Annotated in this window: 19 protein-coding genes; 11 read left to right on the plus strand and 8 right to left on the minus strand. The window is 55.1% G+C overall.

Annotated features, from left to right (window positions below; translation table 11 throughout):
• Positions 1–222: 222 nt before the first annotated feature.
• Both LIO98_RS00585 and LIO98_RS00590 read right to left on the minus strand, forming a co-directional pair.
• Positions 223–3237, minus strand: coding sequence for an autotransporter outer membrane beta-barrel domain-containing protein (locus LIO98_RS00585; RefSeq protein WP_291952367.1), 3015 nt, complete (start codon positions 3235–3237; stop codon positions 223–225).
• 671 nt (positions 3238–3908) lie between these two features.
• A complete protein-coding gene (locus tag LIO98_RS00590; RefSeq protein WP_291952368.1) occupies positions 3909–4394 on the minus strand; it encodes a DNA-deoxyinosine glycosylase in 486 nt (161 codons plus the stop codon).
• 271 nt (positions 4395–4665) lie between these two features.
• Here LIO98_RS00590 and carA point away from each other — a divergent pair, with 271 nt between their 5' ends.
• Together carA and carB are read left to right on the plus strand one after the other, a co-directional pair.
• Positions 4666–5718: a glutamine-hydrolyzing carbamoyl-phosphate synthase small subunit gene (gene carA, locus LIO98_RS00595; RefSeq protein WP_291952369.1), complete on the plus strand. Its 1053-nt coding sequence runs from the start codon at positions 4666–4668 to the stop codon at positions 5716–5718.
• A 10-nt stretch (positions 5719–5728) separates the two neighbouring features.
• Positions 5729–8866, plus strand: coding sequence for a carbamoyl-phosphate synthase large subunit (gene carB / locus LIO98_RS00600; RefSeq protein ID WP_291952370.1), 3138 nt, complete (start codon positions 5729–5731; stop codon positions 8864–8866).
• 145 nt (positions 8867–9011) lie between these two features.
• Here the strand turns inward: carB and LIO98_RS00605 are convergent, their stop codons facing one another.
• Together LIO98_RS00605 and LIO98_RS00610 are read right to left on the minus strand one after the other, a co-directional pair.
• The gene (locus tag LIO98_RS00605) at positions 9012–9563 is read right to left on the minus strand and encodes a chromate transporter (RefSeq protein ID WP_291952371.1); all 552 of its coding nucleotides are present in this window, start codon (positions 9561–9563) and stop codon (positions 9012–9014) included.
• A complete protein-coding gene (locus LIO98_RS00610; RefSeq protein WP_291952372.1) occupies positions 9560–10129 on the minus strand; it encodes a chromate transporter in 570 nt (189 codons plus the stop codon). Before LIO98_RS00610 ends, LIO98_RS00605 begins: the two co-directional genes overlap by 4 nt.
• A gap of 105 nt (positions 10130–10234) precedes the next feature.
• Here LIO98_RS00610 and LIO98_RS00615 point away from each other — a divergent pair, with 105 nt between their 5' ends.
• From LIO98_RS00615 to LIO98_RS00645, 7 genes are all read left to right on the plus strand, one after another.
• Positions 10235–11128 carry a LysR family transcriptional regulator gene (locus LIO98_RS00615; protein WP_291952373.1) on the plus strand — a complete coding sequence of 298 codons (894 nt, stop codon included), beginning with the start codon at positions 10235–10237 and terminating at the stop codon, positions 11126–11128.
• A gap of 131 nt (positions 11129–11259) precedes the next feature.
• On the plus strand, positions 11260–11739 hold the full coding sequence (locus LIO98_RS00620) for an Lrp/AsnC family transcriptional regulator (RefSeq protein WP_291952374.1): 480 nt from the start codon (positions 11260–11262) through the stop codon (positions 11737–11739).
• Positions 11740–12083: 344 nt separating this feature from the next.
• A complete protein-coding gene (gyrA, locus tag LIO98_RS00625) occupies positions 12084–14537 on the plus strand; it encodes a DNA gyrase subunit A (RefSeq protein WP_291952375.1) in 2454 nt (817 codons plus the stop codon).
• 3 nt (positions 14538–14540) lie between these two features.
• Positions 14541–15167 carry a phosphatidylserine decarboxylase gene (locus LIO98_RS00630; protein WP_291952376.1) on the plus strand — a complete coding sequence of 209 codons (627 nt, stop codon included), beginning with the start codon at positions 14541–14543 and terminating at the stop codon, positions 15165–15167.
• Entirely contained in the window at positions 15164–15907 is a 744-nt protein-coding gene (gene pssA, locus LIO98_RS00635) for a CDP-diacylglycerol--serine O-phosphatidyltransferase (protein WP_291952377.1), read from the plus strand. Before LIO98_RS00630 ends, pssA begins: the two co-directional genes overlap by 4 nt.
• 166 nt (positions 15908–16073) lie before the next feature.
• On the plus strand, positions 16074–17834 hold the full coding sequence (gene iorA, locus LIO98_RS00640; RefSeq protein WP_291952378.1) for an indolepyruvate ferredoxin oxidoreductase subunit alpha: 1761 nt from the start codon (positions 16074–16076) through the stop codon (positions 17832–17834).
• A gap of 29 nt (positions 17835–17863) precedes the next feature.
• Positions 17864–18478 carry an indolepyruvate oxidoreductase subunit beta gene (locus LIO98_RS00645; RefSeq protein ID WP_291952385.1) on the plus strand — a complete coding sequence of 205 codons (615 nt, stop codon included), beginning with the start codon at positions 17864–17866 and terminating at the stop codon, positions 18476–18478.
• A 110-nt stretch (positions 18479–18588) separates the two neighbouring features.
• On the opposite strand, the gene LIO98_RS00650 is transcribed toward LIO98_RS00645, so the two are convergent.
• The 4 genes from LIO98_RS00650 to LIO98_RS00665 form a co-directional block, all read right to left on the minus strand.
• Entirely contained in the window at positions 18589–20346 is a 1758-nt protein-coding gene (locus tag LIO98_RS00650; protein WP_291952379.1) for a hypothetical protein, read from the minus strand.
• A 447-nt stretch (positions 20347–20793) separates the two neighbouring features.
• A complete protein-coding gene (locus LIO98_RS00655; RefSeq protein ID WP_291952380.1) occupies positions 20794–21483 on the minus strand; it encodes an MAE_28990/MAE_18760 family HEPN-like nuclease in 690 nt (229 codons plus the stop codon).
• Complete coding sequence (locus LIO98_RS00660; RefSeq protein ID WP_291952381.1) at positions 21467–22522, minus strand: DUF262 domain-containing protein; 1056 nt, start codon at positions 22520–22522, stop codon at positions 21467–21469. The genes LIO98_RS00655 and LIO98_RS00660 overlap by 17 nt, the downstream gene beginning before the upstream one ends.
• Position 22523: 1 nt before the next feature.
• Positions 22524–23615: a DNA cytosine methyltransferase gene (locus LIO98_RS00665; protein WP_291952382.1), complete on the minus strand. Its 1092-nt coding sequence runs from the start codon at positions 23613–23615 to the stop codon at positions 22524–22526.
• Between the two features lie 1045 nt (positions 23616–24660).
• On the opposite strand from LIO98_RS00665, the gene larC reads away from it, so the two are divergent.
• Together larC and LIO98_RS00675 are read left to right on the plus strand one after the other, a co-directional pair.
• A complete protein-coding gene (larC, locus tag LIO98_RS00670) occupies positions 24661–25314 on the plus strand; it encodes a nickel insertion protein (RefSeq protein WP_291952383.1) in 654 nt (217 codons plus the stop codon).
• 20 nt (positions 25315–25334) lie between these two features.
• Complete coding sequence (locus LIO98_RS00675) at positions 25335–26060, plus strand: NAD-dependent deacylase (protein ID WP_291952384.1); 726 nt, start codon at positions 25335–25337, stop codon at positions 26058–26060.
• The last annotated feature ends 141 nt before the right edge of the window (positions 26061–26201 follow it).

Genomic DNA, 26201 nt, shown 5'->3' on the forward strand with positions numbered 1-26201 from the left:
AACTCCACATAACATCCGCCGCGTCAACATTTCACAGTCGGCAAATAATACTAAAAAAAATCTTGCAAAATTCTGCTTTACGGCTATAAAGGGGCGGGGGGCGCTTCGGAGTTTTCATCTCCTGAGCGCCGCCGGCCTCCTGTTTTGTCATTAGCGGACGGGACCGGCTGACTGGCCTTTGGCCGTACTTAGCCGTTTATATCCCGTCCCGTTTTTTTCTTACTAGAACGTGACGCACCAGCCTCCGCGGATGGCCCAGTCTTCGGTGAATACGCCGCCGGATGAGCGTTCAAGCGAGAAGTAGAGTGAGTTGCGCGGGTTTACCTGGTGCGTGACGCCGACGCCGTATGTCCACCAGCTGTCGCCGAAGCTCTCGCCGGCGATGTGTTTGCCGCTGGCGTAGCGGATGTCGAGGTCCCCGTCAAATTCTTTCACGTAGGATATCTTGGCGTAGAAGTTCGTCCTGTCCGTCTCATAGCCGATCAGCGCCCCGAGCCTTCCGAGCAGCGAGTTGAAATCGTCCACCCCGATGCGCAGGCCGTTGCTGGCGTTGAAGTAGGCGCTGCCCTGGCGCAGATAGCTCAGTTGCGCCTGCGGCTCGACGTACCATCTGCCGCCGGCGCTGTTTTCTTTGAGGTGGAAGCGTTTGCCTATCTCCACAGAGGCGCCGAAGCCGCCGAGGTCAACGTCGTCTCCGACGACCAGTGTCCCCGCCGTGTCGAATACGCGGAAGTCGTTCGTGCTCCATACGTACTTGGCTATCGTGTCGATATAGAAGCCGTTTTTCGCGACGTAGGTGGCGTACAGCCCGAGGGTCTTATTCTCCGCCGTACCGCTGCCGTGGCCGTTGTCCTTATAGTCCAGATCTCCCTTGCCGTATCCGAAGAAGAGACCGACGTAGGTCTCCCCGCCCTTAAACCAGCTCTTGTCCAGCTTACGGTCGTAACCGGCCTGCAGGCCGCCGTAATTCATGTCGAAATCTTTAACGAAGGATCTGGCGTTGGAGTCGAACTTTCCGTCATAGGCGCGGAACCAGGCGCCGTTGCTGTTTTCCGTAAAGCGCAGGTCGCCGAGACGCTGGATGAGCGTATTGGTCTCCGCGTAGTTCAGCAGGTAATTTGCCGCAAAGGTGTTTATCGCGGCGGAGGCGGTGTTGCTGGATTCCGGCTTCGGTTTCGGTTCTGGTTCGTCCGGTTTGATGGGATCAGGCTTTCCCGGATCTACGGGCGCCAGCCCCGTACTGTAGAGCTCCCAGTAGTGTCCGTCCTGGCCGTCGTAGCGTCCTCTGCCGTCTTCATTGTTCCGCAGGCCGTACTGGAAGGCTCCGAGTTCGACGGTGTTTGTAAGGGAAAAGCTGCCGCCCTTGTCGGCCTTCTCAATCAGGGTGATGCGTTCGTTGCCGGTCGTCTCAAGCGAGCCGTCGTTGACCACGGATACTTTGTGGTAGCCGTCTGTAGTCCCCTCTACCACAAGCCGGTTGGCCAATTCGTTGACGCCGTCGGTCTTGAAGGTAAAGGTGCTGTAAAGATCGGGATTGGCCGGGGCGTGTGTCGTCAGAGAGCCGACGTGGAGTTCCGCAGCGAGCGGTGCGCCGCTCAGGTCAATATTTGTGCCGCTGCCCGCGGTGATTTTCGTCACGTCGGAGTCGCCCGTCACCCGCCAGTGCGTTCCCTTCATATCCAGGGTGATATTGCCGTCGCCCGCGAAGGCTTTGCCGTTAATGGCCGAGCCCTCGGTCGTCATAAGATCGATGAGGCCGCTCTGCCCGGTCTTCATGTCTCCCATAATCGTGAACCTGCCGCCCGCGGTCACGTCGCCGCCCGCGTCCAGCAGCGAGGTGATTTTGCCAGCCTCGGCGTAAAGCGCGTAGCTGTCCGCTCCGCTAGCAGAGATGGCCACGCCGCCTTTGAACTCGATGGCGGTCGTATCGCCCGCCGTGTAAGCGCCGTGTGAGCCGGTCCCCGTCGTTGAGAGGGTTATGCCGTCGCCAGCGTTGATCTTGCCGTTTTTCCCGTAGTAATATCGGTAAATACTCTCAGTGGCGTTATATTCATTACCAAAGAGCGCGTGCGAGCCGTCGCCCTTCGTCTCTACCCTGGTGTTCGCGCCGATATCGACGGTGCTGTCGATGCCGGCCATGTATACTCCGTGGGAGCCGTTCCCGGCGGTGGTGATATGCGAATTGGCTCCCAGCGAAATATTGCCGGTCGTGTAATAGGCGCGCAGGCTGCCATTATATTCCTGCTGGCGCGTGGCCATATGGATGCCGTGCGACTGGTCGCCTTCGGTGGCAAGCGTCGTCCCGTTTCCCAAGGTGAGCTTGTTTTCCGCGGCGTATGAGGATGACGAGCCCGCGGCGCCGCCCATGTAGACGGCGGAGGAGTTGCTACCCAAACTTTGCAGCGTTGAGTCGCCGCCGATATCGACGTTGATGTTCCTATAGTTCCCTATTTTTAGTACGGCGGCATCGGCTCCTTTGGTCGTCCATACAGCCTTGCCTCCAATGGATGCGCGGCTTTCGTTGCCGTTTGTGTTGAGGACGTTCGCGCCTTTTCCGTTTGTCGTCCAGGTGGAGCCGCTGTCGACAGTCAGGCTGTTGCCGGTGCCGGAGAAATATGCTCCGTGGGCGGTCTCTCCGTTCGTGTTGATCTTACTGTTCTGCCCGATATTGATCTCACCGCCGTTGCTTCCTGACAGATATATAGCGTAAGAACGGTTATAGGTGGTCTCTATATCCAGGCCGCTGCCGATGTTCATCTTTGCGCCGTGGTTCGTCCTCAGTCCGAAGGCGTCGTTATATAACTGTCCCGTCCCCTGTTTGCCGTATATTCTGATCGTTAGATTGTCTCCCGCGACGAAAGAGCTGTAGCCGTTTAGATTAACGCCGTCGGCGCTGTCCCCATAGGCGATCAGCGTCCAGTCGTTGCCGACGCGTATCTGCGCCGTCGAGGTGGTATTGGCGGGGTTGGTCCGCACCACGTCCCCGGCGTCGGCCCCCGTTATCACAGTGACATTGTCTGCGTGGGTGATATCCAGAATATTGGCGCCGTTGGCGTATACGCCGTGATATTGGGGAAACGTCGTGTTGTTTGATACGTCTATGGTATCGCCGGTCTCAACATCTTCGCCGACCCACACCATGTTGTATATCGTTTTAGCGTCAGCCCTGATGATTCCGACAAGAATGATGCTGATGATTATACAGATTACGGTGCTTAGAATTGCCAGTTTTTTCAATTAAATCTCTCCCCTCTGACGCGTGGTCCTTTTACATCTCCTCATTTATCGCAATATGTGGAATAAATAAGCGTAAGTTCCTAAAATTTGTTATTGAAAGTGGAAGACATAATGTATATCTGCAGGATTAAATAAACTAAATTCATTGTATTTACATATACAATAGAGAAATGATTATTAACATGCAATTTTTATCATTTATGTCTGTCTATTAATGCTCACAAACGATACCGCCTCCTTAAAAAATATCGTTTAAAAGTAAAATTCCGCTATGAGGTCGTAATAAGCGATTTTTTACAATAAACCATTTTAAAAGATATATTTATAGAAAATAACATTTTTTTATATGCTATTTCCTATAATAACCTAACATAATATGCCTATTGGGCAATCGGTATTTTGTGCAGGATGACAGAGGCTGAGAATATGATGCTAAAAAAATAATGTTAATATGAGTTTTAACTTTAAAATATAATAATAAGGGTTTTTTGAGGCCCGCGGTGTGATTAAGTTCCCGCAGACACAGTTATACCGAAGGTGTGCGGTTTTTAGGTTTGTTTTTATATAGTTATGATTTTATGGGGGTACGGAAGCCTATCTATTACGAAATTGGCGGCGGTATGTCGGATAAAGCCGCATGAGGAGAGATATATTTTGCCGCTGCGGCGCGCTTAAAGGAGCGGCCGCCTCAGCAGCGCATCCTCCCACATACGGCAGCGCTCCCCGTCGCGGCCGGCGCAGGCGGGACTGGTGGAAAGCATCCGGCGGTATGGACGCGTGGGTTCGCCGAAATACTTTTTATACTTTGTAAAGGCGCAGGCGCCGTTGAATAATATCAGCGAGATATTGGGGTGGGCGGCAAGCAGCGCCGGGACGTCATTTGGCTCCTCGTCCCGTATCTTTCCGTCGAGGCTGCCCTCGCGCCGCGCGCACCTTATCGTATCCCACAGCGCGAGTCTGCGGCGCAGGATGAAATCGTAGCGTTCCGCGAACGAATCGGGCATCGTCTCGCCGTAGACGCTGTAAAGTATCTTCCAGAAACGGTTTTGCGGGTGAGCGTAATAGCGGCTCATTTCAAGGGACTTTTCTCCCGGCAGCGAACCGAGTATCAACGTTTGTGAACCCTCATTTATAACCGGACCGAAGCTGTATTTCATTTTTACGATTCCCCTTTGCCTATGCTTATCATATTTTATCCCCTTTCGCGCGGCTTTTGCGGGTGATTCGCCGCTCATCGGCGGCGTAAATTTTGTGCAACCGATTGAATATACATTATCACCGACAAAAAATATCTGCGAAGGGGGTTGACGTATTATATTTAAGGGCTATAATACTCTGGAACTTTGAACGATTGGTAAAATCAAAAAATAAACAAAACATATATTCAGGTTCAATTTGTTTATAGAAAAGTGAAGGAGTGCGCGACCGATGAAGAAGAGAATTTATTTGACGCTGAGCGACGGTTCGGTATGGCCCGGCTATGGGCATATCGAAGCCCCGGTGGAGGGGGAAGTCGTCTTTACCACAGCCTCCTGCGGCTATCCCCAGACGCTGACGGACCCGTCCTATAACGGTCAGATCGTCGTCTTTGCCTTTCCCCCCATCGGCATCTACGGGGTGGATAAGGAAAATCTTGAGGGACGGCGGGTATGGGCGCGCGCAGCTCTTATGACCTGCCTAGACGAGACGGAGGAGGGGCGTTTTGAAAGCCTGAGCTCCTGGATGGCGGGGAACGGCCGTCCGCTCGTCTCCGATATCGATACCCGCCAGCTGATTTTAAAGATCCGCGAGTGCGGCTCGATGATGGGACGCATAGACGTTGAGCCGCACGCGCCGGAGATAAATGAACTGCCGCATACGCTTGTCGCGGAGGTCTCCTGCAGGGAAAGGGAGATATGCGGCGAGGGTGAGCTGACCGTCGCGCTGATGGACTACGGTGTTAAGGAAAATATCATCCGCGGCATGGTGCGCCGCGGATGCCGCGTGATACGTTTCCCCCATAACGCCGCCGCCGCCGAGGTGCTTGCCTCCGGCGCGGACGGCATCCTGCTGAGCAACGGCCCCGGCGACCCCGCGGTGCTCGATTTAGAGGCGGGGGAGATCGCGAAGATGCTCGGCGCCAAGCCGATACTCGGCGTCTGTCTCGGCAACCAGCTTCTCGCGCGCGCCTGCGGGGCAAAGACGAAAAAGCTTCCCTTCGGCCACCGCGGCGCGAATCAGCCCGTGCTCGAATGCGCCACGGGACGCGGCCTGCTCACGAGCCAGAATCACCAGTATGCCGTGGACGGGGATACTCTCGCGGGGACGGATCTTGAGGTCGCCTACAGCCACCTTGGGGACGGCACGGTGGAGGGGCTTCGCCACAGACGTTTTGACGCGCTCTCCGTGCAGTTCCACCCCGAGGCCTCTCCGGGACCGGAGGACGCCTCCTATATTTTCGATAATTTCGTGATCCGCATGCAGGCCGCTAAAGGGAGATAGGTGAGGGACGATGAGAGACACTACGATAAAAAAGGTTCTTGTTCTGGGCTCCGGCCCGATAAAGATCGGACAGGCCGCGGAGTTTGATTACGCCGGTACGCAGGCCTGCCGCGCGCTGAAGGAGGAAGGGTGCAGCGTCATCCTGCTTAACAGCAATCCGGCGACGATACAGACGGACGACTCCGTCGCCGACCACGTATATATCCGCCCGCTGCTCCCCTATGTGGTGGAGAGCATCCTCAAAGAGCACCGTCCGGACGGCGTGGTGGCGACGCTGGGCGGCCAGACGGGGCTCAATCTCTGCATGGAGTGCGAAAAGCTCGGCATGTGGCGGCGCTACAAGTGCCGCGTCCTTGGCACGCAGCCGGAGGCGATCGAGCGCGCGGAGGCGCGCGAACCGTTCCGCAAGGCGATGCTCGACGCCGGACAGCCGATAATCGCGAGCCACGGCATCTCTTCGGTCGCCGGGGCGCAGGAGTTCGCGCTGCACACGCCGCTGCCGCTGATACTCCGCCCCGACTTCACGCTGGGCGGCTCCGGCAACTCGGTGGTGCGCAGTATTGAAAGCTTCGTCGTGCAGACGGAGGACGCGCTCACCGCCTCGCCGGTGGGACGCGCCCTCATCGAACGCTACCTTGAGGGCTGGCACGAGATCGAGGTCGAGGTGGTGCGCGACAACGCGGGAAACTCGCTGGCCGTATGCAGTATGGAGAACATCGACCCGATGGGCGTTCACACGGGCGACTCGATCGTCGTCTCGCCGGTGCTCACCCTGACCGATAAAGAATGGCAGATGATACGCACGGCGGCGCTGCGGATCGTCGAAGTGCTTGATATACGCGGCGCCTGCAACGTGCAGTTCGCCCTCGCCCCCGACGGCAGCGAATACTATGTCATCGAGGTGAATCCGCGCGCGAGCCGCTCAAGCGCCCTCGCGAGCAAGGCGACGGGATACCCGATCGCGCGCATGGCGGCGAAGATCGCCCTCGGACTCAACCTTACGGAGATGGCCAACCCCGTGACCGGCGCGGGCAGCGCCCTCTCGGAGCCGGCGCTCGACTATGTGGCCGTCAAGGTTCCCTCGTGGCCCTTCGACACCTTCCCGCAGGCCGACCCCTCGCTGGGGCCGCGCATGAAGGCCACGGGAGAGGTGATGGCCCTCGCTTCGAACTTCGCGCAGGGGCTCGTCAAGGCCTACCGTTCGCTCGCCCGCGGCCGCACCCTTCCCGACCGGAAGCTGCGCAGCTGGGAGACGCGCCGCCTCTGGGAGCAGGTGAACACGCCGACCAACCTCCGCCTGGAGGCGATCACGGAGCTGCTGCGCCGCAGTTCGGTAACGGTGGAGGAGATGGCGCGCAAAACGCATATCCGCCGGTACTTTATAGAACAGCTCAACGCCATACAGCTCGCGGAAAAATATCTCGAAGAGGACGGCGCGGTGAACGGAAATATCGTGAGCGCCGCGAAGAAGGGCTTCTCCGTCAGCCAGATAGCGCTCGCCGCCGATATCTCCAAGGACGAGGTGCTGCGGCGGCTGGAGGAGGAGGGATACACGACCGGTTACCGCGAGGTCGACGGCTGCGCCGGTGAATTCCCCTCCGGCTCCGGCTATTACTACGGCGTGAATGGCGCGAAGGACGACCCCTACGAGCCACACAGCGGCGGCATCGTCGTCATCGGCTCCGGCGCGATACGCATCACTCAGGGCGTGGAGTTTGACTACTGCTGCGTCAAGGCGGTGGAGGCCCTGCGCCGCCGCGGCGTCCGCGCGATAATGATGAACGTCAACCCTGAGACGGTGAGCACGGATCACGACATCTCCGACGCCCTCTATCTCGAACCTCTGACCGTCGACGACGCGCTGCCGGTGCTGAAACGCGAAAATGCGGCGGGAGTCTTCGCCTGCTTCGGCGGCCAGACCTCGCTTCGTCTCGGCCTCGACCTCGCCGCCGAGGGCGTGAAGCTTTTCGGCCCCGGCGCCGAGGTGATCGACGCGGCGGAGGACCGCGGAAAGTTCTCCCGTTTGCTGACGAAAATCGGCGTTCCCGAACCGGAGGGCATCGACGTCGCCTCGGTGGAGGAGGCGAAGGAGGTCGGGCGCCGGCTGGGTTATCCGCTGATGGTGCGCCCGAGCTTCGTCATCGGAGGCGTCGCGATGAAGGCCGTCTACAGCGAGCAGGCCCTCGTATCGGTCCTTCAGGAGGCCTTTGAGGCGGTCCCCGGCCAGAGGGTGATGGTGGACCAGTTCCTCGCGGGGCGTGAATTTGAATGCGACGCGATCTGCGACGGGGAGGACGTCCTCATCCCCGGAATATTCGAGCACATCGATCCCTCGGGAATACACTCCGGCGACTCGATCGCCGTCTTCCCCAGCTACTCCCTGACCAAGGAACAGCAGCAGGAGGTGCTGAACTTCGTCAAAGTCATATCAAAGGAGCTTGACATCCACGGGCTTCTGAACATCCAGTTCGTACTGCGCGGCGGCGTCTTCTGGATCATCGAGGCCAATCCGCGCGCGAGCCGCACGGTCCCGATCGTCAGCAAAATATCAAAGCTCCCCGTCATCGACATGGCGGTGGGCGTGGCGCTCGGCGAGAGGCTGCGCGATATGCCCTACGGCACGGGGCTCTACCCGGAGACCGGGCAGTGGAGCGTCAAGGTGCCGGTATTCTCCAACGACAAGCTTCCGGGCCTCGATCCCAAGCTCGGCCCGAGAATGATGTCCACCGGCGAAAGCCTGGGCGTCGCCGGCAACCTGGCGGACGCGATAATGGACGGCCTCAAGGGCTCCGGCTGGCTGCCGCCGGCGGTGGGGCGTATACTGATGAGCATCGCGGACAGTGAGAAGTCCGAGGCGATGCCAGTCGCCTCTCAGTACAAGATGCTTGGCTGGGAGATCGACGCGACGGAGGGCACCGCGGCCTATCTGAAAAAGTGGGGCATCGACGTCAACCGCGTGGAGCGCGAGGAGCTTGTGCACCGCCTCCGCGCCGGCGAATGGGACCTCGTGCTGAACATCCCCGGAGGCAACGAACGCCACATCGCGGATGGGGCGATGATCCGCAAGCAGGCCTGCGCCGCCGGAACACCGTGCCTGCACTCGATCGCCGCGGCCTGGGCCGTCGCCGCCGGGCTCAACAGCCGCTGACCGCACGCGGCGCGCGGAGAGTGCCGTTTTTAGAGGCGGCGTTTCTTCGGCTCCGGCGGGATTTTTAATAATAAAAACTACAGACGGGCGCTCCCTAATCATGGGGAAGCTCCCGTCTGTTATTTTATCCCCGGCGCGGAGCTCTTTAATTTATGATAAGTCCGGCCAGTCCGGCGGCGGCGATTATCATCACCAGGTTTATCTTGTATCTTCGCGCCGCCAGCAGGGAGGCCGCAAATAGGACGAACGCGGCTTTGTCGATGGTAGCCGCGCCCGAGGCCGTCCGCGCGGCGAGCGTTGAGAGCGTGATTGTCGCGGCGGCGGATAGTATCAGCCCCGCGGAGGCCGCCTTGAGCGGGCCGAGAAGTCCCGCCGTAAGAGTAGAGGCGCGGTTTTTTATCAAAAATGAATAGAGGAGGGCGGAGATGACCACCCCCGAGACGGTGCATCCCGCGGTGGCGGTCAGCGCCCCCGCGATCCCCGCCGCCTGCACGCCGACGAAGGTGGAGGCGTTTACCGCGAGCGGGCCGGGGGTCATCTGCGAGATGGTGATTATATCGGCGAATACGCGCGCCGTTATCCAGCCGCGCCGTTCGACGATCTCCTGCTGGATCATGGGTATCACCGCGTAACCGCCGCCGACGCTGAAGAGGCCGACCTTGAAAAAGGATGCTAAAAGCTGCGCCAGCCCGCTCATGCCGCCGCGCGCCCCGCTCTTCTGACGATTCGCAGCAGCGCCGTCAAAGCGCAGGCGGCGAGAATTATCCCCGCGCCGATCTTCAGGAAAAAACTGGCGATGAATACGGCGGGCATCATCAGCGTCAGCAGCGGCGAGCGCTCCCTTATGACCGTCCTCGATAGATCGATGACAAAGTCGGCGATGAGGGCCGCGGCTCCTGCCTGCATGCCCCTCAGCGCCGCGGCAGCGGCGGCGTTGGCGATAAAGGCCGAGTAAGAGCAAGATATCAGCGTCAAAATGATTACCGGCGGGGTCACGGCGGCTATTGCGGAGACTGCCAGACCGCATCCGCCCGCCGCGCGGTACCCCGCCAGCGCCGAGAGGTTGACGGCGATCGCCCCTGGAGCGGACTGCGCGCCGGCGGCCATCTCCATGAGTTCCTCCTCAGTGAAGAGATTCCGCCTTTCAACAAAATATTTTCGTATCATCGGCACGACGACATAACCCCCGCCAAAGGTAAAGGCGCTGATAAAGAGATTGACGCCGGCGAGCCAGAGCAGCAGCCCGGCACGTTCTTTCGACATTACGGATCACCCCTTGCCTGTCCTTTATACCTCTTGCGCTGTCATCTGTAAAAGTATATTATTTTCTGATAACGATAAATTTAATTCATGACAAGAGGTTTGTGGATGATTTCACTGCGGCATTACGAGATATTTAAAACGGTGGCGGAGACGGGGAATTTTACCAAAGCGGCCGCGAAATTATATATAACCCAGTCAGCCGTTTCCCACGCGGTACGCGAGCTCGAGGAGCGGGCGGGAACGGCGCTCTTCGACCGTCTTGCCAAACGTGTGCGGCTGACGCGGTGCGGAGAGCTTCTGCTGACGGAGCTGCTGCCGCTTCTGGCCGCCTGCGGCTCCCTTGAGGGGCGCATCTCCGGACTGGAGGGCGAGGCTCCCATCGGCGTAGTCTCCAGCATCACGATCGCCGCCTTCTGGCTTCCTGGAATATTGCGCCGGTTTGCAAAGAAGTGGCCCCGCCTGCGCGTCAATGTCGAGGTGGTGAGCGCCGCGAACGCGGTCGAACGGCTGCGCGGCGGAGGGGCCGACCTTGCGCTTGTCGAGGGCGTTCCGCCGCAGGGGGCCTTTATCTGCAGCGCCTTCGCCGACTGCCGGCTGAAGGTAGTCTGCGCCCCGGGCTATCTCCCCGCTGGTACGCGTATGTCCGTGAAGGAGTTCTGCGCCGAGAGGCTCCTGCTGCGCGAAAAGGGCAGCGCCATCCGCGATGTGCTGGACGGCGCGCTTCTGGCGGTCGGACACGAGGCGAGGCCGCTCTGGACGAGCGTGAATTCGCTCGCGCTGATCGAGGCGGCGAAGGCCGGTCTCGGCATTGCCATCCTGCCCGGCGAGCTTCTGGAGGCCGCTCTCGCTGAAAAGAGTTTGACGGAGATCGGGGTGGAGGGCCTTTCTCTGCGCAACGGTTTTTTCTCCGTGCGGCACAGGGACAAATATTTGACGGAGCCGCTCCGAGACCTTCTTTCGCTTGTTGAGGAACGCGGAAAATCTAAGATTTTTCCCTGAATAAGCTTTTATTGTATTCAATACAATAAAAATTCGCTCTTCCTATTTCCTTTTTGTTAAAAATAGCTTAATATATCCTTGGGTATAGCATAAAAAAGTTATTTTTAATAAGAGGGTAGGGGGAATTGTCGATGTTGAGCAGTAAACTGCTTGATGATATTGGACGACAGATTCTAAGAATACTTCAAGAAGACGGCAGGATATCTTTTAATGAGCTTGGCAGAAGGGTCGGCCTCTCGTCGCCCGCGGTCGCCGAGCGCGTGCGCCGCATGGAGGAGGCCGGAATCATCCTTGGCTACCGCGCGGTCGTCGACCAGTCGCGGGTAGGCTATCCGATAATGGCGTATATCCGTCTTTCTATTCCCGTTTCGTTCCTCGCTCAGACGGACGAGCTGGCAAAGGCCATTCCCGAAGTGCTTGAGTGCCACCACCTTACGGGCAGCGACGGCGTCATCCTCAAAGTGGTCGTCTCCTCGGTCGGCCATCTCGAGGAGGTCATCAGCCAGATGGGGAGCTGCGGCATGACGACGACGGCGATCGTCCTCTCATCGCCGGTAGTCTCGCGCCCGATAGACCCCATCAAACAGCAGACGCCGCCGGCGGCGGTCTAAGAGGTTTCAAGGGGTAGAATTAGTCTGTTCCCGATTTTTTCTTACATTAAACCCCGTCTTATGGTAAAATATATAAGCTGAATTAAAAGCGGCGAATATCGCCGCTTTATTGTTGGAAAATATTTAAGGGTTTCGCTGATTATACGCGCCAGCCGCGAACATGCCGGGCCTGATTGGAGAGACGGGATGTTCTCTCCCGCTTACAGGCCGCAGGCTGGAGACACCGCGGGCGCTGGCGTATTGGCTTTATCATATGTTTATGATTTAATCAGAATCCTTAATGACAACTTACTGCTTTACGGCATAATCAACGCTTTCACATAGAGCGCCTCGGAGGTATATATATGGATCACAACACAAAGCAGGGCAACCTTTTTGAAATCAACAAGGTTATAACTCTGCCGCTGGAAGAAGAGATAAAGCAAAGTTATCTCAATTACGCGATGAGCGTCATCGTCGGCCGCGCCCTCCCAGACGCGCGCGACGGCCTGAAACCGGTACAAAGAAGAATACTCTACGCAATGCTTGAGCTGGGCGTGCGTCATAACCAGGCGTTTAAGAAGTCGGCGCGTATCGTCGGCGAAACGATGGGTAAATACCATCCCCATGGAGATTCGGCGATATACGATACGATGGCCCGCCTATCGCAGGACTTCAGCATGCGCTACCAGCTGGTCGACGGTCAGGGAAACTTTGGCTCCATAGACGGCGATCCCCCCGCGGCGATGCGTTACACAGAGGCGCGCCTGCACTCCCTCGGCGAGGAGATGCTGACTGATATCAATGAGGAGACGGTTGACTGGGGGCCTAACTTTGACGAGTCTCTTGAAGAGCCGCTCGTCCTTCCCTCACGCATTCCGAACCTGCTTGTAAACGGCAGCACCGGCATCGCCGTCGGCATGGCGACCAACATGGCGCCGCATAACCTCGGCGAGGCCATAGATGTCTGCTGCGCGATCCTCGACAACCCCGAGGTGGAGCTTGGCGAGCTTATGGCTCTCATGCCAGGCCCCGACTTCCCGACGGGAGGCATAATCCTCGGACGCGAAGGAATCATCGACGCCTACCGCACCGGACGCGGAAGGCTTGTCGTCCGCGGGCGCGTTGATATTGAGGATGGCCGCAAGGGAAGACGCTCGATCATCATCAGCGAGATACCATACATGGTCAATAAGACCAATTTCATAGAGACGATCGCCAAGGGCGTACAGAGCGGCATGATAGACGGCATCTCCGACCTCCGCGACGAATCCGACCGCAACGGGATGCGCATCGTCGTTGAGCTCCAGCGCGACGCCGACCCGAACCTTGTGCTGCGCCAGCTTTATACGCGTACGCAGCTGCAAAGCACCTTTGGCGTGATAAACCTCGCGATCGTCAACGGCGAGACGAGAGAGCTGCCGCTCAAAGAGCTTGTGCAGATATTCCTCGACCACCGCCGCGAAGTGGTACGCAGGCGCACCGAATTCCGCCTCCGCAAGGCGGAGGACCGCCGCCACATCGTTGAAGGCCTGCTGCGCGCCCTTGACGTCATCGATCAGGTCATCCACATCATCAGGAGTTCAGATACGGCGCTGACGGCGAGGAACAACCTCATCGAGGAGCTTGGCTTTACCGAGATCCAGGCGCAGGCGATACTTGACATGCGCCTCCAGCGCCTCACCGGGCTGGAACGTGAAAAGCTCGACACCGAACTGGCCCAGCTGCTCATGGATATCGAACGCTACAACAGTATATTGTCCAGCCACCTGATCCTTGACTCCGTCGTCAAGGACGAGCTGATGGAAATAAGAAGAAACTACAGCGACAAGCGCCGCACCGATATCGAAAACGCCGTCGACGAGGTCGCCGACGAGGACCTCATCCCCGAGGAGGATATAGTGGTCGCCCTTTCACGCGACGGCTACATCCGCCGTATGCCGCTGCAGGACTACCGTGTGCAGCAGCGCGGAGGCAAAGGGGTCAAGGGCGTCGCCACAAAGGCGGAGGACGAAATAGCGATCATCGCCACCACCACGACGCACAGGACACTTTATCTCTTCACGAACAAAGGGCGCGTCTTCGGCGTGCGCGGCTTCTCGCTGCCGGAGCCCAAAACCGGCAAAGGCAAGCTGGTGGGGACGATAATCACCCTCGAAAAAGAAGAGAAGGTCGTCGCGATAAAGGACAGCCATCTTGACGGGGCCAAGTTTATCTTCTTCGTCACGAAACAGGGAACGGCGAAGAGACTGCCCGTCGAGGAACTTGACGGACTCACTAGGGCCGGACGCCGGGTGCTCGGGCTCACCGAGGGCGACGACATCGCCCGCGTCCGCACTACCAGCGGTACGGACGATCTGCTGCTCACCACGGCGCTGGGACAGACGCTGCGCGTCAGCGAAGAGGAGTTCCGCCCGCTTGGCCGTCAGGCCCAGGGTGTGCGCGGCATACGTCTTGACGACGGCGACAGCGTAGTCGGCTGCGACGTGGTCGGCGACGGCCGCCAGGTGCTCTTCATCAGCGCGCATGGTATTGGAAAACGCACCGCTTACGACGAATTCACCCAGCACCACCGCGCCGGTTACGGCGTGCGCGCGATGAAGCTCTCAGAGAAGACCGGCGAGCTCGTCGGCGCCTGGGGCGTCCAGGAGGATGAAGAGATCATCGTCATCAGCAGCAAGGGACGCATGGTGCGCATCGGGGCGCAGGAGATATCGACCCTCTCCCGCACGGCTACCGGCTATATGATCGTGACGCTCGACGAGGGCGACACGGTGGCGGATATCAGCATCGTCCGCAAAGACGACGAAGAGGAATAACGGATGAAGTTTGCCCGTGACGGCTACCCGTCAATAGCGGCGCTGATCTTCATGATGGCGGGGGGATGGCTCATATCCCCCTGGATATCCGCCTGCCTCTTCGTTCCCTTCTGCATCGTCGTTTGGTTTTTCCGTGACCCGGAGCGCGCGCCTGAGCGCCCCCTGGAACACGGAGACTTCCTCAGTCCGGCGGACGGCAAGGTCGTCGAGATAGAAGAGGCCGAACACGAATACATCGGGCGCGCGGTCAAGATCGGCATATTCATGAACGCCTTCAACGTTCATGTCAACCGCTTTCCGGTAACCGGCAGGGTGAAATATATAAAATACGTCCCCGGTAAAAAATGGTTCGCCTTCGCTCCAAAGGCCTCAGAGATAAATGAGCGTTTATACGTAGGGGCGGAGTCGGAATACGGGCGCTTTCTTCTCGTGCAGATCGCGGGTATACTGGCGCGAAGGATAGTACAGCGCGTTCGCATGGACGACGTAGTGCCAATCGGCGGCAGATATGGTATGATAAAGCTGGGATCGAAGGTCGATATATACCTTCCCCCTGAAATTATGCCTAATGTTAAGATCGGTGACGAAGTGCTGGCCGGGCACAGTATAATAGGAGTGTGCAAAAAATGAGAAAAGTAGACAGAAGAGTGAGGAACATCCCCATCAAGACGATAATCCCGAATATGATAACCAGCGGAAGCGTATTCTGCGGAGTATCGTCGCTGATACTCACCGCGCATGAGCGCTTTATTCCGGCTGCTCTTCTGATCTGTTTCGCGGTATTCTTCGACGTCATGGACGGCCGCGTCGCCCGCAGCCTCGGCGGCAGCAGCGCCTTCGGCGAAGAACTCGACAGCCTCGCGGACGCGATCAGCTTCGGCGTCGCCCCCGCCTTCCTCATCTACAACGCCTATATCGGCGTCGAGAGCGGGATATGGGGCCCTCTGACGGCCTCCTTCTTCGCCCTCTGCGGCGTTCTGCGCCTTGCGCGCTTCAATGTCACCCACGTTCCGGCGGGACCCTTCCAGGGGCTGCCGATTCCGGCCGGCGGACTGGCGCTCGCCTCGGTCGTCATCGCGCGCATGCCGATTACGCCGCTCGTCGCGATGTCGGCGATGTGCTTCGTCGGCGCGCTTATGGTGAGTTCCGTGCCCTACTGCAACGCGAAGAAGCTCAAGAAAACGAACGTCAGCCGCGCCAAACTGTACGGTCTTATGACGTTTATCGCGCTCTGTTTCTTTATTTTGAGAGAAAAGGCTTTCCTTGCCGTAGCGGTAATGTATATAATAAGCGGGTTGGTGAAGTTTGACGGAGCGGAGTGGATAATGCTCCACCCGGAGGATGAGCGTTCGGCTCACGAGAAAGACTAGACGCTTATAACCTTTGTCTGGATATCATTCTCCCGGCTTCGCCTCAGGCGGAGCCGGGGTTTTTAATAACGCCGCGCCCGCGTATCTTTGACGTGGTGGCGTTGTGTGGTTTAGCTGGGTTTTAAACGGTAATGATTTTATCGTACGTTTATAAGGGGGAAATCTGATGAAAAAAATTATGACCGGCAACGAGGCGATCGCCCGCGGCGCCTGGGAGGCCGGACTCCACGTGGCGGCGGCCTATCCTGGCACGCCCTCGACGGAGATACTGGAAAACCTCTCCGAGTATAAGGACGTCTATTCGGAGTGGGCGACGAATGAGAAGGTCGCGCTTGAGGTGGCGGCGGGAGCCTCTATGGCCGGCGCGCGCGCGCTGGCGACTATGAAGCACGTCGGACTCAACGTGGCCGCGGACCCGCTATTTACGCTCGCCTACACGGGTGTCAACGGCGGGCTTGTCGTGGTCTCCGCGGACGACCCTGGACTCTTCAGCTCGCAGAACGAGCAGGATAACCGTTTCTATGCCTCGCATGCTAAGCTTGCCATGCTCGAACCCTCCGACAGTCAGGAATGCCTCGACTTTATAAAAGAGGCCTTCGCGATATCGGAGAAATTTGACACGCCGGTGCTCTTCCGCGTCAGCACCCGTATCTGCCACAGCAAAACCCTTGTCAGTACGGGAGAGCGCGCCGAGATCGCCGTGCGCCCATATGAGAAAAACAGCGCGAAATATGTGATGGCTCCCGCCAACGCCAAACGGCGCAAGTACCTTATGGAGGAGCGGATCGCCGAGCTCAAGGCCTTCTCGGAGGCGACGCCGCTTAACCGCGTCGAACGCGGCGGCAAGGTCGGCATCATCACGAGCGGCATCTCCTACAACCACGCGAAGGAGGTATTCGGAGAAGATGCCTCCTATCTCAAGCTGGGCTTTACCTGGCCGCTGCCGGAGAATAAGATCCGTGATTTTGCCGCCTCCGTCGAGAAACTTTACGTCATCGAGGAGAACGAACCCTACATCGAAGACTTCGTGAAGGCACTCGGCATCGCCTGTGTCGGTCGGGAGAAACTTCCCTGGGTCGACGAGCTGACACCGGAGGTCATCCGCCGCGCCTTCTTCCCTGAAGCGGCTGAAAAGGGAGGCTACGCGATCGAGGCGAATATCCCGCCGCGCCCACCCGTGCTCTGCGCGGGCTGCACGCACCGCGGCTTCTTCTACGAGGTCGGCAAGTATAAGGATATCGTAGTTACCGGCGATATCGGCTGCTACACGCTCGGCATGGTGCCGCCGCTCTCTGTGACCGACTCCGTCATCTGCATGGGCGCGGGCGTATCCGCGGGCATCGGCTTCCGCAAAGCCGTTGAGATAGCGGGACGCAGGGAAAAGGTCTTTGCCGTCATCGGCGACTCGACCTTCTTCCATTCAGGGATCACGGGGCTTATCGACGCGATCGTCAACAAGGCCCCTATCGTCATCAACATCCTTGACAACCGGATCACGGCGATGACCGGCCATCAGGAGAACCCCGGCACTGGGCGCACCCTGATGGGCGAACCGACGCATCAGGTGGACCTCCGGGCTCTCTGCGTCGCCTGCGGCGTGAAGGAAGAGAACGTCCGCCTCATCGACCCCTATGACCTCGCCGCGACGAAGGCGGCGGTGAAGGCCGGTTACGAGGCGACCGAACCGTTCGTAATCATCACCACCTCCCCCTGCGCGCTCATCAAAGAGGTCATCAAAAAACGTGCGAACATGAAATGCGTCGTCGACGAGGAAAAGTGCGTCAAATGCAAGCTGTGCCTCAAAGCGGGCTGCCCCGCGGTCAATTTCCGCGGCGGACGCGTCTACATTGACCGCGCATCCTGCAACGGCTGCACGGTCTGTATGCAGATCTGCCCGAAGAAGGCCATCTCACGGGAGGGTGAATAACGATGAATAAAAACGATACAGCGAACAGCATGTCCGCGGGTGCTCAGGAGAATTCTACCTGCGGAGAGACGTGCCGCACCAAAAGCATTCTGCTTGTCGGCGTCGGCGGGCAGGGTACTATCCTGGCTTCGAAGATCCTCTCCGAGGGGCTTGTCCGCAAGGGCTATGACGTAAAAATGTCCGAGATACACGGTATGAGCCAGCGCGGAGGCAGCGTTACGACACATGTCCGCTACGGCGCCAAGGTCGCCTCGCCCATCGTTCCCGAGGGGGAGGCCGACGTCCTCGTCGCCTTTGAGAAGGTCGAAGCGGCCCGTTGGCTCAAATACCTTAAAAAAGGCGGGACGCTCGTCGTCAATAACTTTGAGATATACTCTCTGCCCGTGCTCACGGGCGCGGCGGAATACCCGGAGGGTGTCATCGAGAAGCTTAAGGCCGAGGTGCCGAACACCAAGAGCTTCAACGCCGGAGAGATCGCCGAGTCGCTGGGCAACATCAAAGCGCAGAACGTCGTGCTTCTCGGCGCGCTGGTGAAGGCGATGGGGCTTGAGGATCTCGACTGGCATTCCGTCCTCGCCGAGACTGTGCCGCCCAAGCTGCTGGAACTTAATATCAAGGCCTTTGAGGCGGGGCTGACACAGTAGGTGTAAACAGGACCGGCTTGAATAGCGGTCTGCATATATAAAAGAGTCCGTGCGCGGCTGTAGCGCACGGACTCTTTTTCGTCCCTTATATTTGCCGGTACTTTAGCGGTTTACCACTTAAGTTCCGTCTCCGTCACCTCACCGTCGCCCCAGGTGACCGTGAGCAGCAGCTTGCCGGTCTTGGCGTTCAGCTTGCCGTTGTTCTGCATCAGCAGCTGATAACTCTTGGTGCCGTTCACGCTGAGCTTGACCGTGCCGTTCGCCGCGTTAAGGAACTTGCTGCCCTCGCGCACGCCAAGGAGCCATCTGCCGTTGTTGGAGGCCAGCGTATCCCAGCCCGCGCCGCTGCTGTCCGCGAGCACCATCGCCTTGATGACGCCCTTGCCGGTGGCCTTGACCGTCAGCGCCATGTCCTTCGCGCCGTTCGCGCCCTTCTTCTTATTCTTGCCCACAAGGTCTACCGCCACCGATGCCGGTTTTGTGGATACGAAGACCACCGAGCGGTCGGCCTTTGACACGGCGCTCTCGTTCTTATCCTTGGCCGCGGCGGCCGTCTTGGCGGATACACCCTCCATCAGACGTCCGTCGTCAAAGACGATGGTGATCTTGTAGGGGCCGGTATTCTGGTCCTTCTCCTCGTCAAAGGCGATGTGGAACTCCTCCGTGCCGTTTACATCGATCGCCACGGAGCCGTCGGCCTTATTCAGCCGCTTTCCCTCGGGGGTCAGCACCACCGCGAGATAGCTCTTGCTGCCGGGTACGGTGTCCCACAGCTGATTGTTTTTGAGGTTGGCGACGCGGACGCCGGTTATCCTGCCCTTGGCGTTCACCGAGACCTTGACGAAGCTGTCGGGATTCATGTTGGATTCGAACTTCTTGCTCTGTCCGACGAAGTCGTATTTGCTGGCGCCCTTATATTCAACTTCAACGGAATCGGCGGCGACGGCCTTTTTGCCCTCGGTGGCCTTCACCTCCAGCATCCTGCCGTCGGAGAGCGTCACCATTATCTTTGCCGTCGTCTTGGGCTTTTCAAGGAGCCCCTGCTTGTCGTCCACGAAGATCATCGCGCGGACGTCGCCGCCGAAGGAGAGGCTGCCGTCCGTCTTATTGAGGATATTGCTTGATTCGTCGATGACTACCGCGAGCGGCGCTTTGCTGCCGGGGACCGTATCCCATTCCGCCCTCTGAGCGCCGTTTTCGGCGACGATCTTGACGCCCTTCACCTGCACGCCCTGCGAAAGTTTGAAGTGCGCGTCAAAACGGTAGTCATTGCGGCCGTTGGCGCCGACAGATTTTTTCTCTCCCGTGAAGTCCTGCTCCGAGAGTCCGCGGCTTTCAAAGAGGGATATCTCGTCCTTCTTCGGCTCGCCGCTCTTCGGCTCCTCGGCCTTTGCCGCGCCTACCGCCTTTACCGAGGTGGCTGCGCCGGTCTCAGCCTTGTCGATGAGCGTCGCAGTGGCCGTAAAATCGGAGTCCTTCGGTATTGCATCTGCGGCGTCGTTGATTATCAGCGTAAACTGTGCGGCGAGAATGACGGGCGTTATTGTCATTCTTCCCGTCTTATTGAGCGTCTCTCCCTTGGAATTTTTGACCAGCAGCAGGTTCTTTGTATCGGAAGTGCTCCACACGACGCCGGTGGTGTCGTTTTTGAGAGATATCTCCCTGATGGCCTGCGCGCCGGTCACCGTGAGCGTGAAGACCGCGTCCGGTTTGCCGTCCGGCGTCGCCGTGCCGGCCCCCATAAGGTCGTCGTTCGCTCCGTCGAATACAAGCGATTCGGCCTTGAGCGTGACGTCCGCGTAAGAGGCGGTGCAAACGGAGAATATGGCGGCTATAACAGCGGTCAATAATACAATGGATCTTTTCATCGTAAATAGCACTCCTTGGATTGATGTATTTATATTAACAATATTTTATAACAAATATTGGCATTTACCAGGCTAATTAGGAGTTTTTAGGCATAAATCAGTATAAAAACTGAATAAAATATATGTAATAAGTCATATTGGACTGACGGGAAAATAACGCTCCACCTCCGTGTCGAATGGCCGAGACTGAAGGTGCCGGTTTGTGATATGTGAGTGCCCTTACGCTAATACCAAGTGATAGGGGCAATTTTGTTTTTTATACTTTCCTAAATGAAAAACATTCGTAAAAATCAGGTAGCGGAAACGTGAATGTTTCATTAGAGACAAAAAATAAAGGTAGACCTATTCTGCCACTTATATTCATTATGAAAACAACCGCTACTACGGGTAAAGAACTACCATTAGCAACGGTCATTTGATTATATAAAATAACCATAAAATCCTTGATTAGTTTGCGGCACGCAAATACAGATGCCTATCATAATAAGTTTTCATTCCATCTATTATACCTTGTAGAAATAAAATAGTCTCTACTTTTATTCGTTCAAGGTCATTGATGGAATAGTCTCTTCCACATTCCACAAATGACAAAGTTCCGTGGGCAAGATTGTTTCTTTTTTCCTTCACATCTGACAGAACCAATCCACCATGACATTGAGGATCTGTTTGAAAGGATATTCCATGGTCATTACAAACTTGACGAATTTTTTTGGCGTCCAAATTTCCACCTACATTTGCAGCCTTACGATCTAATACTAAGGTCTCTCCAGTAAGTATAGAATTGATTATTTCAATAGCTTTTTCACGATATGAATTATAATGGGCTTTCTTATCGTATACTTGATTGAATTTAAAAATAAACCATATGTCTCGAATTTCTTGCCTAACTTGCTGGTATGTTATGCCTTGCTGCTGCAAATCATCATATATCCCAATTATGCCTCCCATAATTGTGGACTCAACGAGATTGTATACCATGAGCAATGCGTTAGACTTGAGGATTTTCAAAAAATCATCTTCATAGTATTTTTGATCACTATTTTGCTCATCTTTTGATTTATACAATGCTTTAAGAGCGTCATAATATAAGGTTATCTCTCTCACTCTATCTTCAAATATATCAATTGTCGCTTGCATTTTCTTCACCTGCTAACAACATATCACGCACATACTCAACCCGGCCACTAACTCGTGCTTGAGAATTGCTCGCATGGGTTGTAGTATGTGTTTTGAAATCATCGCTATTTATCCATTCCATTGAGTGTGGTATTAAATCAGGTTTTTCACGTAATGCAAGTCCAACTCCAACGGCGATAGCTTCAAAACGTACTCTTGGTGTTGATTTTGATGTCTTTGTCTTCCGAAACCCGTTTTCAAAATATTTGTCTACGAATGCGAGCATATTCTCAAACTCTTGTTTGAATGCAGCCTTGTCGAAACTTGTTTGGGTTTTTTCAATATAATTGTCTAAGAATTCATCTACTCGATGATTGAAATCTTTATAGCTATTTAAAAAAGCAAAAAATCGCAACACTAATTCTAAATTATCATAACGTTTTTTTGATGTTGGGCTGACTGGACAAACTCTGATAAAAGTTGAATTCTCAGTGCATTCTTTTAGGAAGTCCATAAAAGGTCCAGCATAACTTCCTCTACGAACTTCACTTGGATTTGCACGAACGCCAGTAGTGTTGATCCGATTAAATATTTCCTGTCGGATCTCTATTGTTGTTTCATCAGACAAAACTATAATTCTCATGGTTGTTTTGTTGAACTTTCGTTGATAATATTCTGGCAAATCAGAATAAGCAAAGCCATTAAGCTGTGTTAGCTTTTTAAGATTTGACAAAGTGAGATCATCGGACATAAATTCTTCCAAAGTTTGAGTTCTTTGTGCTCCATCAATAATTTCGCATCTGCCGTCATCTGTATCAGAAAAAAACATGAAAGGTATGGGCAGTCCTAAAAGAATTGATTCAATAAAACGATTTTTATGAGAATCTTCCCATATATATTGACGTTGATATTCATCAGGAATGTAAAATTCATTTTCCCTATATTGCTGTACTAAAAAGTCAATAGCATAGTCCCTTGTATCATAATCTATCTCTTTTCGCAGGGATTTGATCTGATTTTCGGCAGACAATCGTTGTTCTGGAGTAACTGAAGAAGCCATCCTAATTAACCCCCATTTCGTTTATATGGTTTTGTATGCTGATCCCTATTGCTCTAGCGAGCTCAACGGGAACGGCATTACCAATGTGAACGCCAAGTTCTCTCCTATTAAATGATTGCTCTTTATCAACAAAAACATAATTCTCAGGAAACGATTGGAGCAAAGCTCCTTCTCTATAGGACAAAGCTCTATCTTGTTCTGGGTGCCCAAAGCGACCATTGCCATAGCCGTAAAATTGTGTAGTAATAGTTGGTGCCGGTTCATCCCAACACATCCTACCGTATACAGCACAGTAGCCTTTACCTGTGGACTTAGTATGACATTTTAGCCGCAAATGTTCGTCCCAATCTTTCCATGTACCACCTGGAACAGATTGACGTATTCGCTGTAGATTAGTTTCTGTCATTTTTGTCGAGCAATGTATTGGATCGTTATCGTCAATTTGCCCATCTCTTAATACAGGTAAATGGCCTATTGCATCTCGGACTGTTCGATAGTTTTTTTCTTCTAATAATGGCGGCATAAGCGAAATTTCACCCAACAAGGAAGCCAACAAGACTAATCGTTTTCTCTGTTGTGGAACACCGTAATCAGGACAAAAAACGATACTCCATGAGCAATTGTATCCAGCACTTAGAAGATGGTTTATAAAGTCTTCAAATACAGTTTCTTTAACAAGCTCTGGAACATTTTCCATTGAAACGATACTTGGATTCACAATGTCAACCAGATGGGAGAAAGAATATAATAAACGCCATTTATCGTCCTTATGTCCTTCTTTGCGATATCGTTGTGTATATTTTGAAAATGGTTGGCACGGAGCGCATCCAACTAGGACGCGTATATCTTCTTGAGGATATAATTGTATTATTTTATTGGCATCAAGTAAATTGACATCGGCGGTTATAAAGCGAGCTCTGTTATTCGACTCATAAGCATATTTGCAGGATTCATCAAGATCAATGCCTGCAACGACATTCATGCCAGCTAACTCCAAACCTTTTGTTAAGCCACCAACGCCGCAGAACAAATCAACTACTGAAACAGGCACTAACCACACCCCCTTGCTCTCATAATCTGTTTTATCTTCCATGATATAATGAAAAATAATGTATCTATGCCTAATGCGTCACTATTTTTCTAAACGTTATCAAGCACAACACGTCTTTTCGCACACAATGGTACTAATATAAATTCTATACAACCTAGCCATATCTGCGAATGCTTCTCACGATACTCCAAGTTAATTTTCTGTATTTAAAAAAATTGCGAGAAAACACTTGAAGCATATCCTCACGTATCATCTCAAATTAAAGTATATTCAGATGACGACAATAAGTCAACATACAATTAGTAACCTTCATTCTTCTTAGGGTATATGAAGTGTAATTCGCCTTACTCCCATACGACACATTACCCTGTAGAGAGAAGATATGCTTCTGGTATATCCCCGCAGACGACGCTTGACCCAAAAGACGACGAGGCCGGCATTCTTATTTCTTATTGCACCGCAGCATATTTTCAAAAAACATCAGTTCCTCATGCGAATGTTCGTTAGCATGATGATATGACCGCCTTGATTTGTCTCTCAGAGATACAAGAGTTCCGTCATACCGCTTCATCCACATGTAAATATATTGTCTGTTTGTGCGATAGCGAACGGCGGCTTTTGCCACTCCATGCTTAAAGGCGTAAAGAATCAAAGATTGCCCGCAACGTTCAGCCTGTGTTATCTTATCCGTACGTAAAACCATCCTCCTGTGAGTTTGTTTGTTGTGAACTAATTTTACAAGATGGACTGCTTTTCCACTCTTTTACTTTGGGGACTTTTAATACATTTTTCTCAACACCTTAATTTACATATCTTAATTCTCATACTCTTGCTTGTAACACTTATATAGTAAACCTACAGCCTTGACATAAGAAAGCCCCGAGCGAGAGATGCTTTCCGCATCTGAACCAATGAATGGCGTCTGGGAACGGTTGCAGCAAGAGGGTACTAACGCCGCGGCGCAAGCGGCGAAAGGATACCTGCCAGGCAGGATAGTGCAGAGAATTTTTTCACGCGTTTTGCCGCCGTAGGCCGTACGTGGACTTTTGTTATAAAATAGAGACGGAGAACAAAGGAGTGATCGATCATGGACGGCGGGACGATAAGCGGCGAGGTCTTTGAGATTTGCGCCAATATCGACGACATGACGGGGGAGGACCTCGGCGCGGCGATGGAGATACTGCTCCGCGAAGGGGCGCTTGACGTCTGGTTTGAGGCGATACAGATGAAGAAAAACCGTCCGGCCGTCAAGCTGTCACTGCTGGCGGCCCCCGGCGACGAGGAGCGTCTCGCGGAGGCGGTGCTGCGCCATACCACCACGCTCGGTGTACGCATGAATCGCTGCTCCCGCGTAATGCTGGCGCGCGTGTCCGAGACGGTGGAGACGCAATACGGCGGCGTGCGGATAAAGAAAGGGCTGCTCAGCGGCGAGGCCGTCAAAGAGATGCCCGAATACGAGGACGTGCGGCGTATCGCCAGGGAGAGCGGACAGCCTCTCTCCGCCGTGCGCGCGATGATCGCCGGAGGCGCGGGAGAGGCAAAGCGGCGCTTCCGCCACTACAAGGGCGGCGAATACGAATACCTCGGCACGGCGCGCCACTCGGAGACGGAGGAGGAGCTTGTCCTCTACCGTCCGCTATATAACGACAGCGGCCTCTGGGTGCGCCCGAAAAAGATGTTCTTTGAGAACGTGACCGTCGAGGGGAAGAGCGTTCCCCGTTTTGAGGAGATAAAAGATTAACAGAGGGAGGGATCTGTGAGATGAGTTTTGAAGAAGAGGCGAAATGGCTGGCGCTGCTTGTGAAGGCGGGCGGCGTCACTATCTTCAGCGGCGCGGGGCTCAGCACCGAGTCCGGACTGCAGGATTTCCGTTCCAAGGACGGGATCTGGGCCCACGCCGACCCGACGCGGTTGGCCTCGATCGAGGCGCTGGAGGACAACTACAACGAATTTCTTGAATTCTACAAGGCGCGCCTCTACGTGCCGGAGGAGATCCAGCCGAATATCGGCCATAAGATCGTCGCCAAATGGGAAAAAGAGGGATATGTTGACGGCGTGATAACGCAGAACGTCGACCGGCTGCATCAGAAGGCCGGTTCGGTAAACGTCTGGGAGCTGCACGGCAGCCTCGAACCCGTACGCTGCCACCGCTGCGGACGCGAGGGCACGACGGAGGACTTCCTTGCCGGAAACCCCTGCTCTTACTGCGGAGGACGCCTGCGTCCCAGCGTCGTCCTCTTTGGCGAAATGCTCCCGCAGAGGTCCCTTGAGGCGGCGGACGAACTCAGCGACGGCTGCAAAACATTTATCGTGCTCGGCTCATCGCTCATCGTCTCGCCGGCGAACTACTTCCCGAGGCAGGCTAAGAGCCGCGGCGCGAACCTTGTGATCGTCAACCGCGACCCCACGCCGCTCGACGGTATCGCCGACCTCGTGGTACACGAGGGCATCGGCGCCTTCCTCAGCGAGACTGATAAATATATGTAGCGGAGCCTTTATGGCCCCCGCGAGAAAATATATGAGGCAGAGGCGGGCCCACAAAAGTAATTCCCGCAAAACCTCTCTAAAGGAGAGAAATAAAAACCCCAAAAAAAACAAATAAAAAATACAAATTAGTAATATAAATAA

Source organism: Cloacibacillus sp., from assembly GCF_020860125.1.
Lineage (GTDB): Bacteria > Synergistota > Synergistia > Synergistales > Synergistaceae > Cloacibacillus.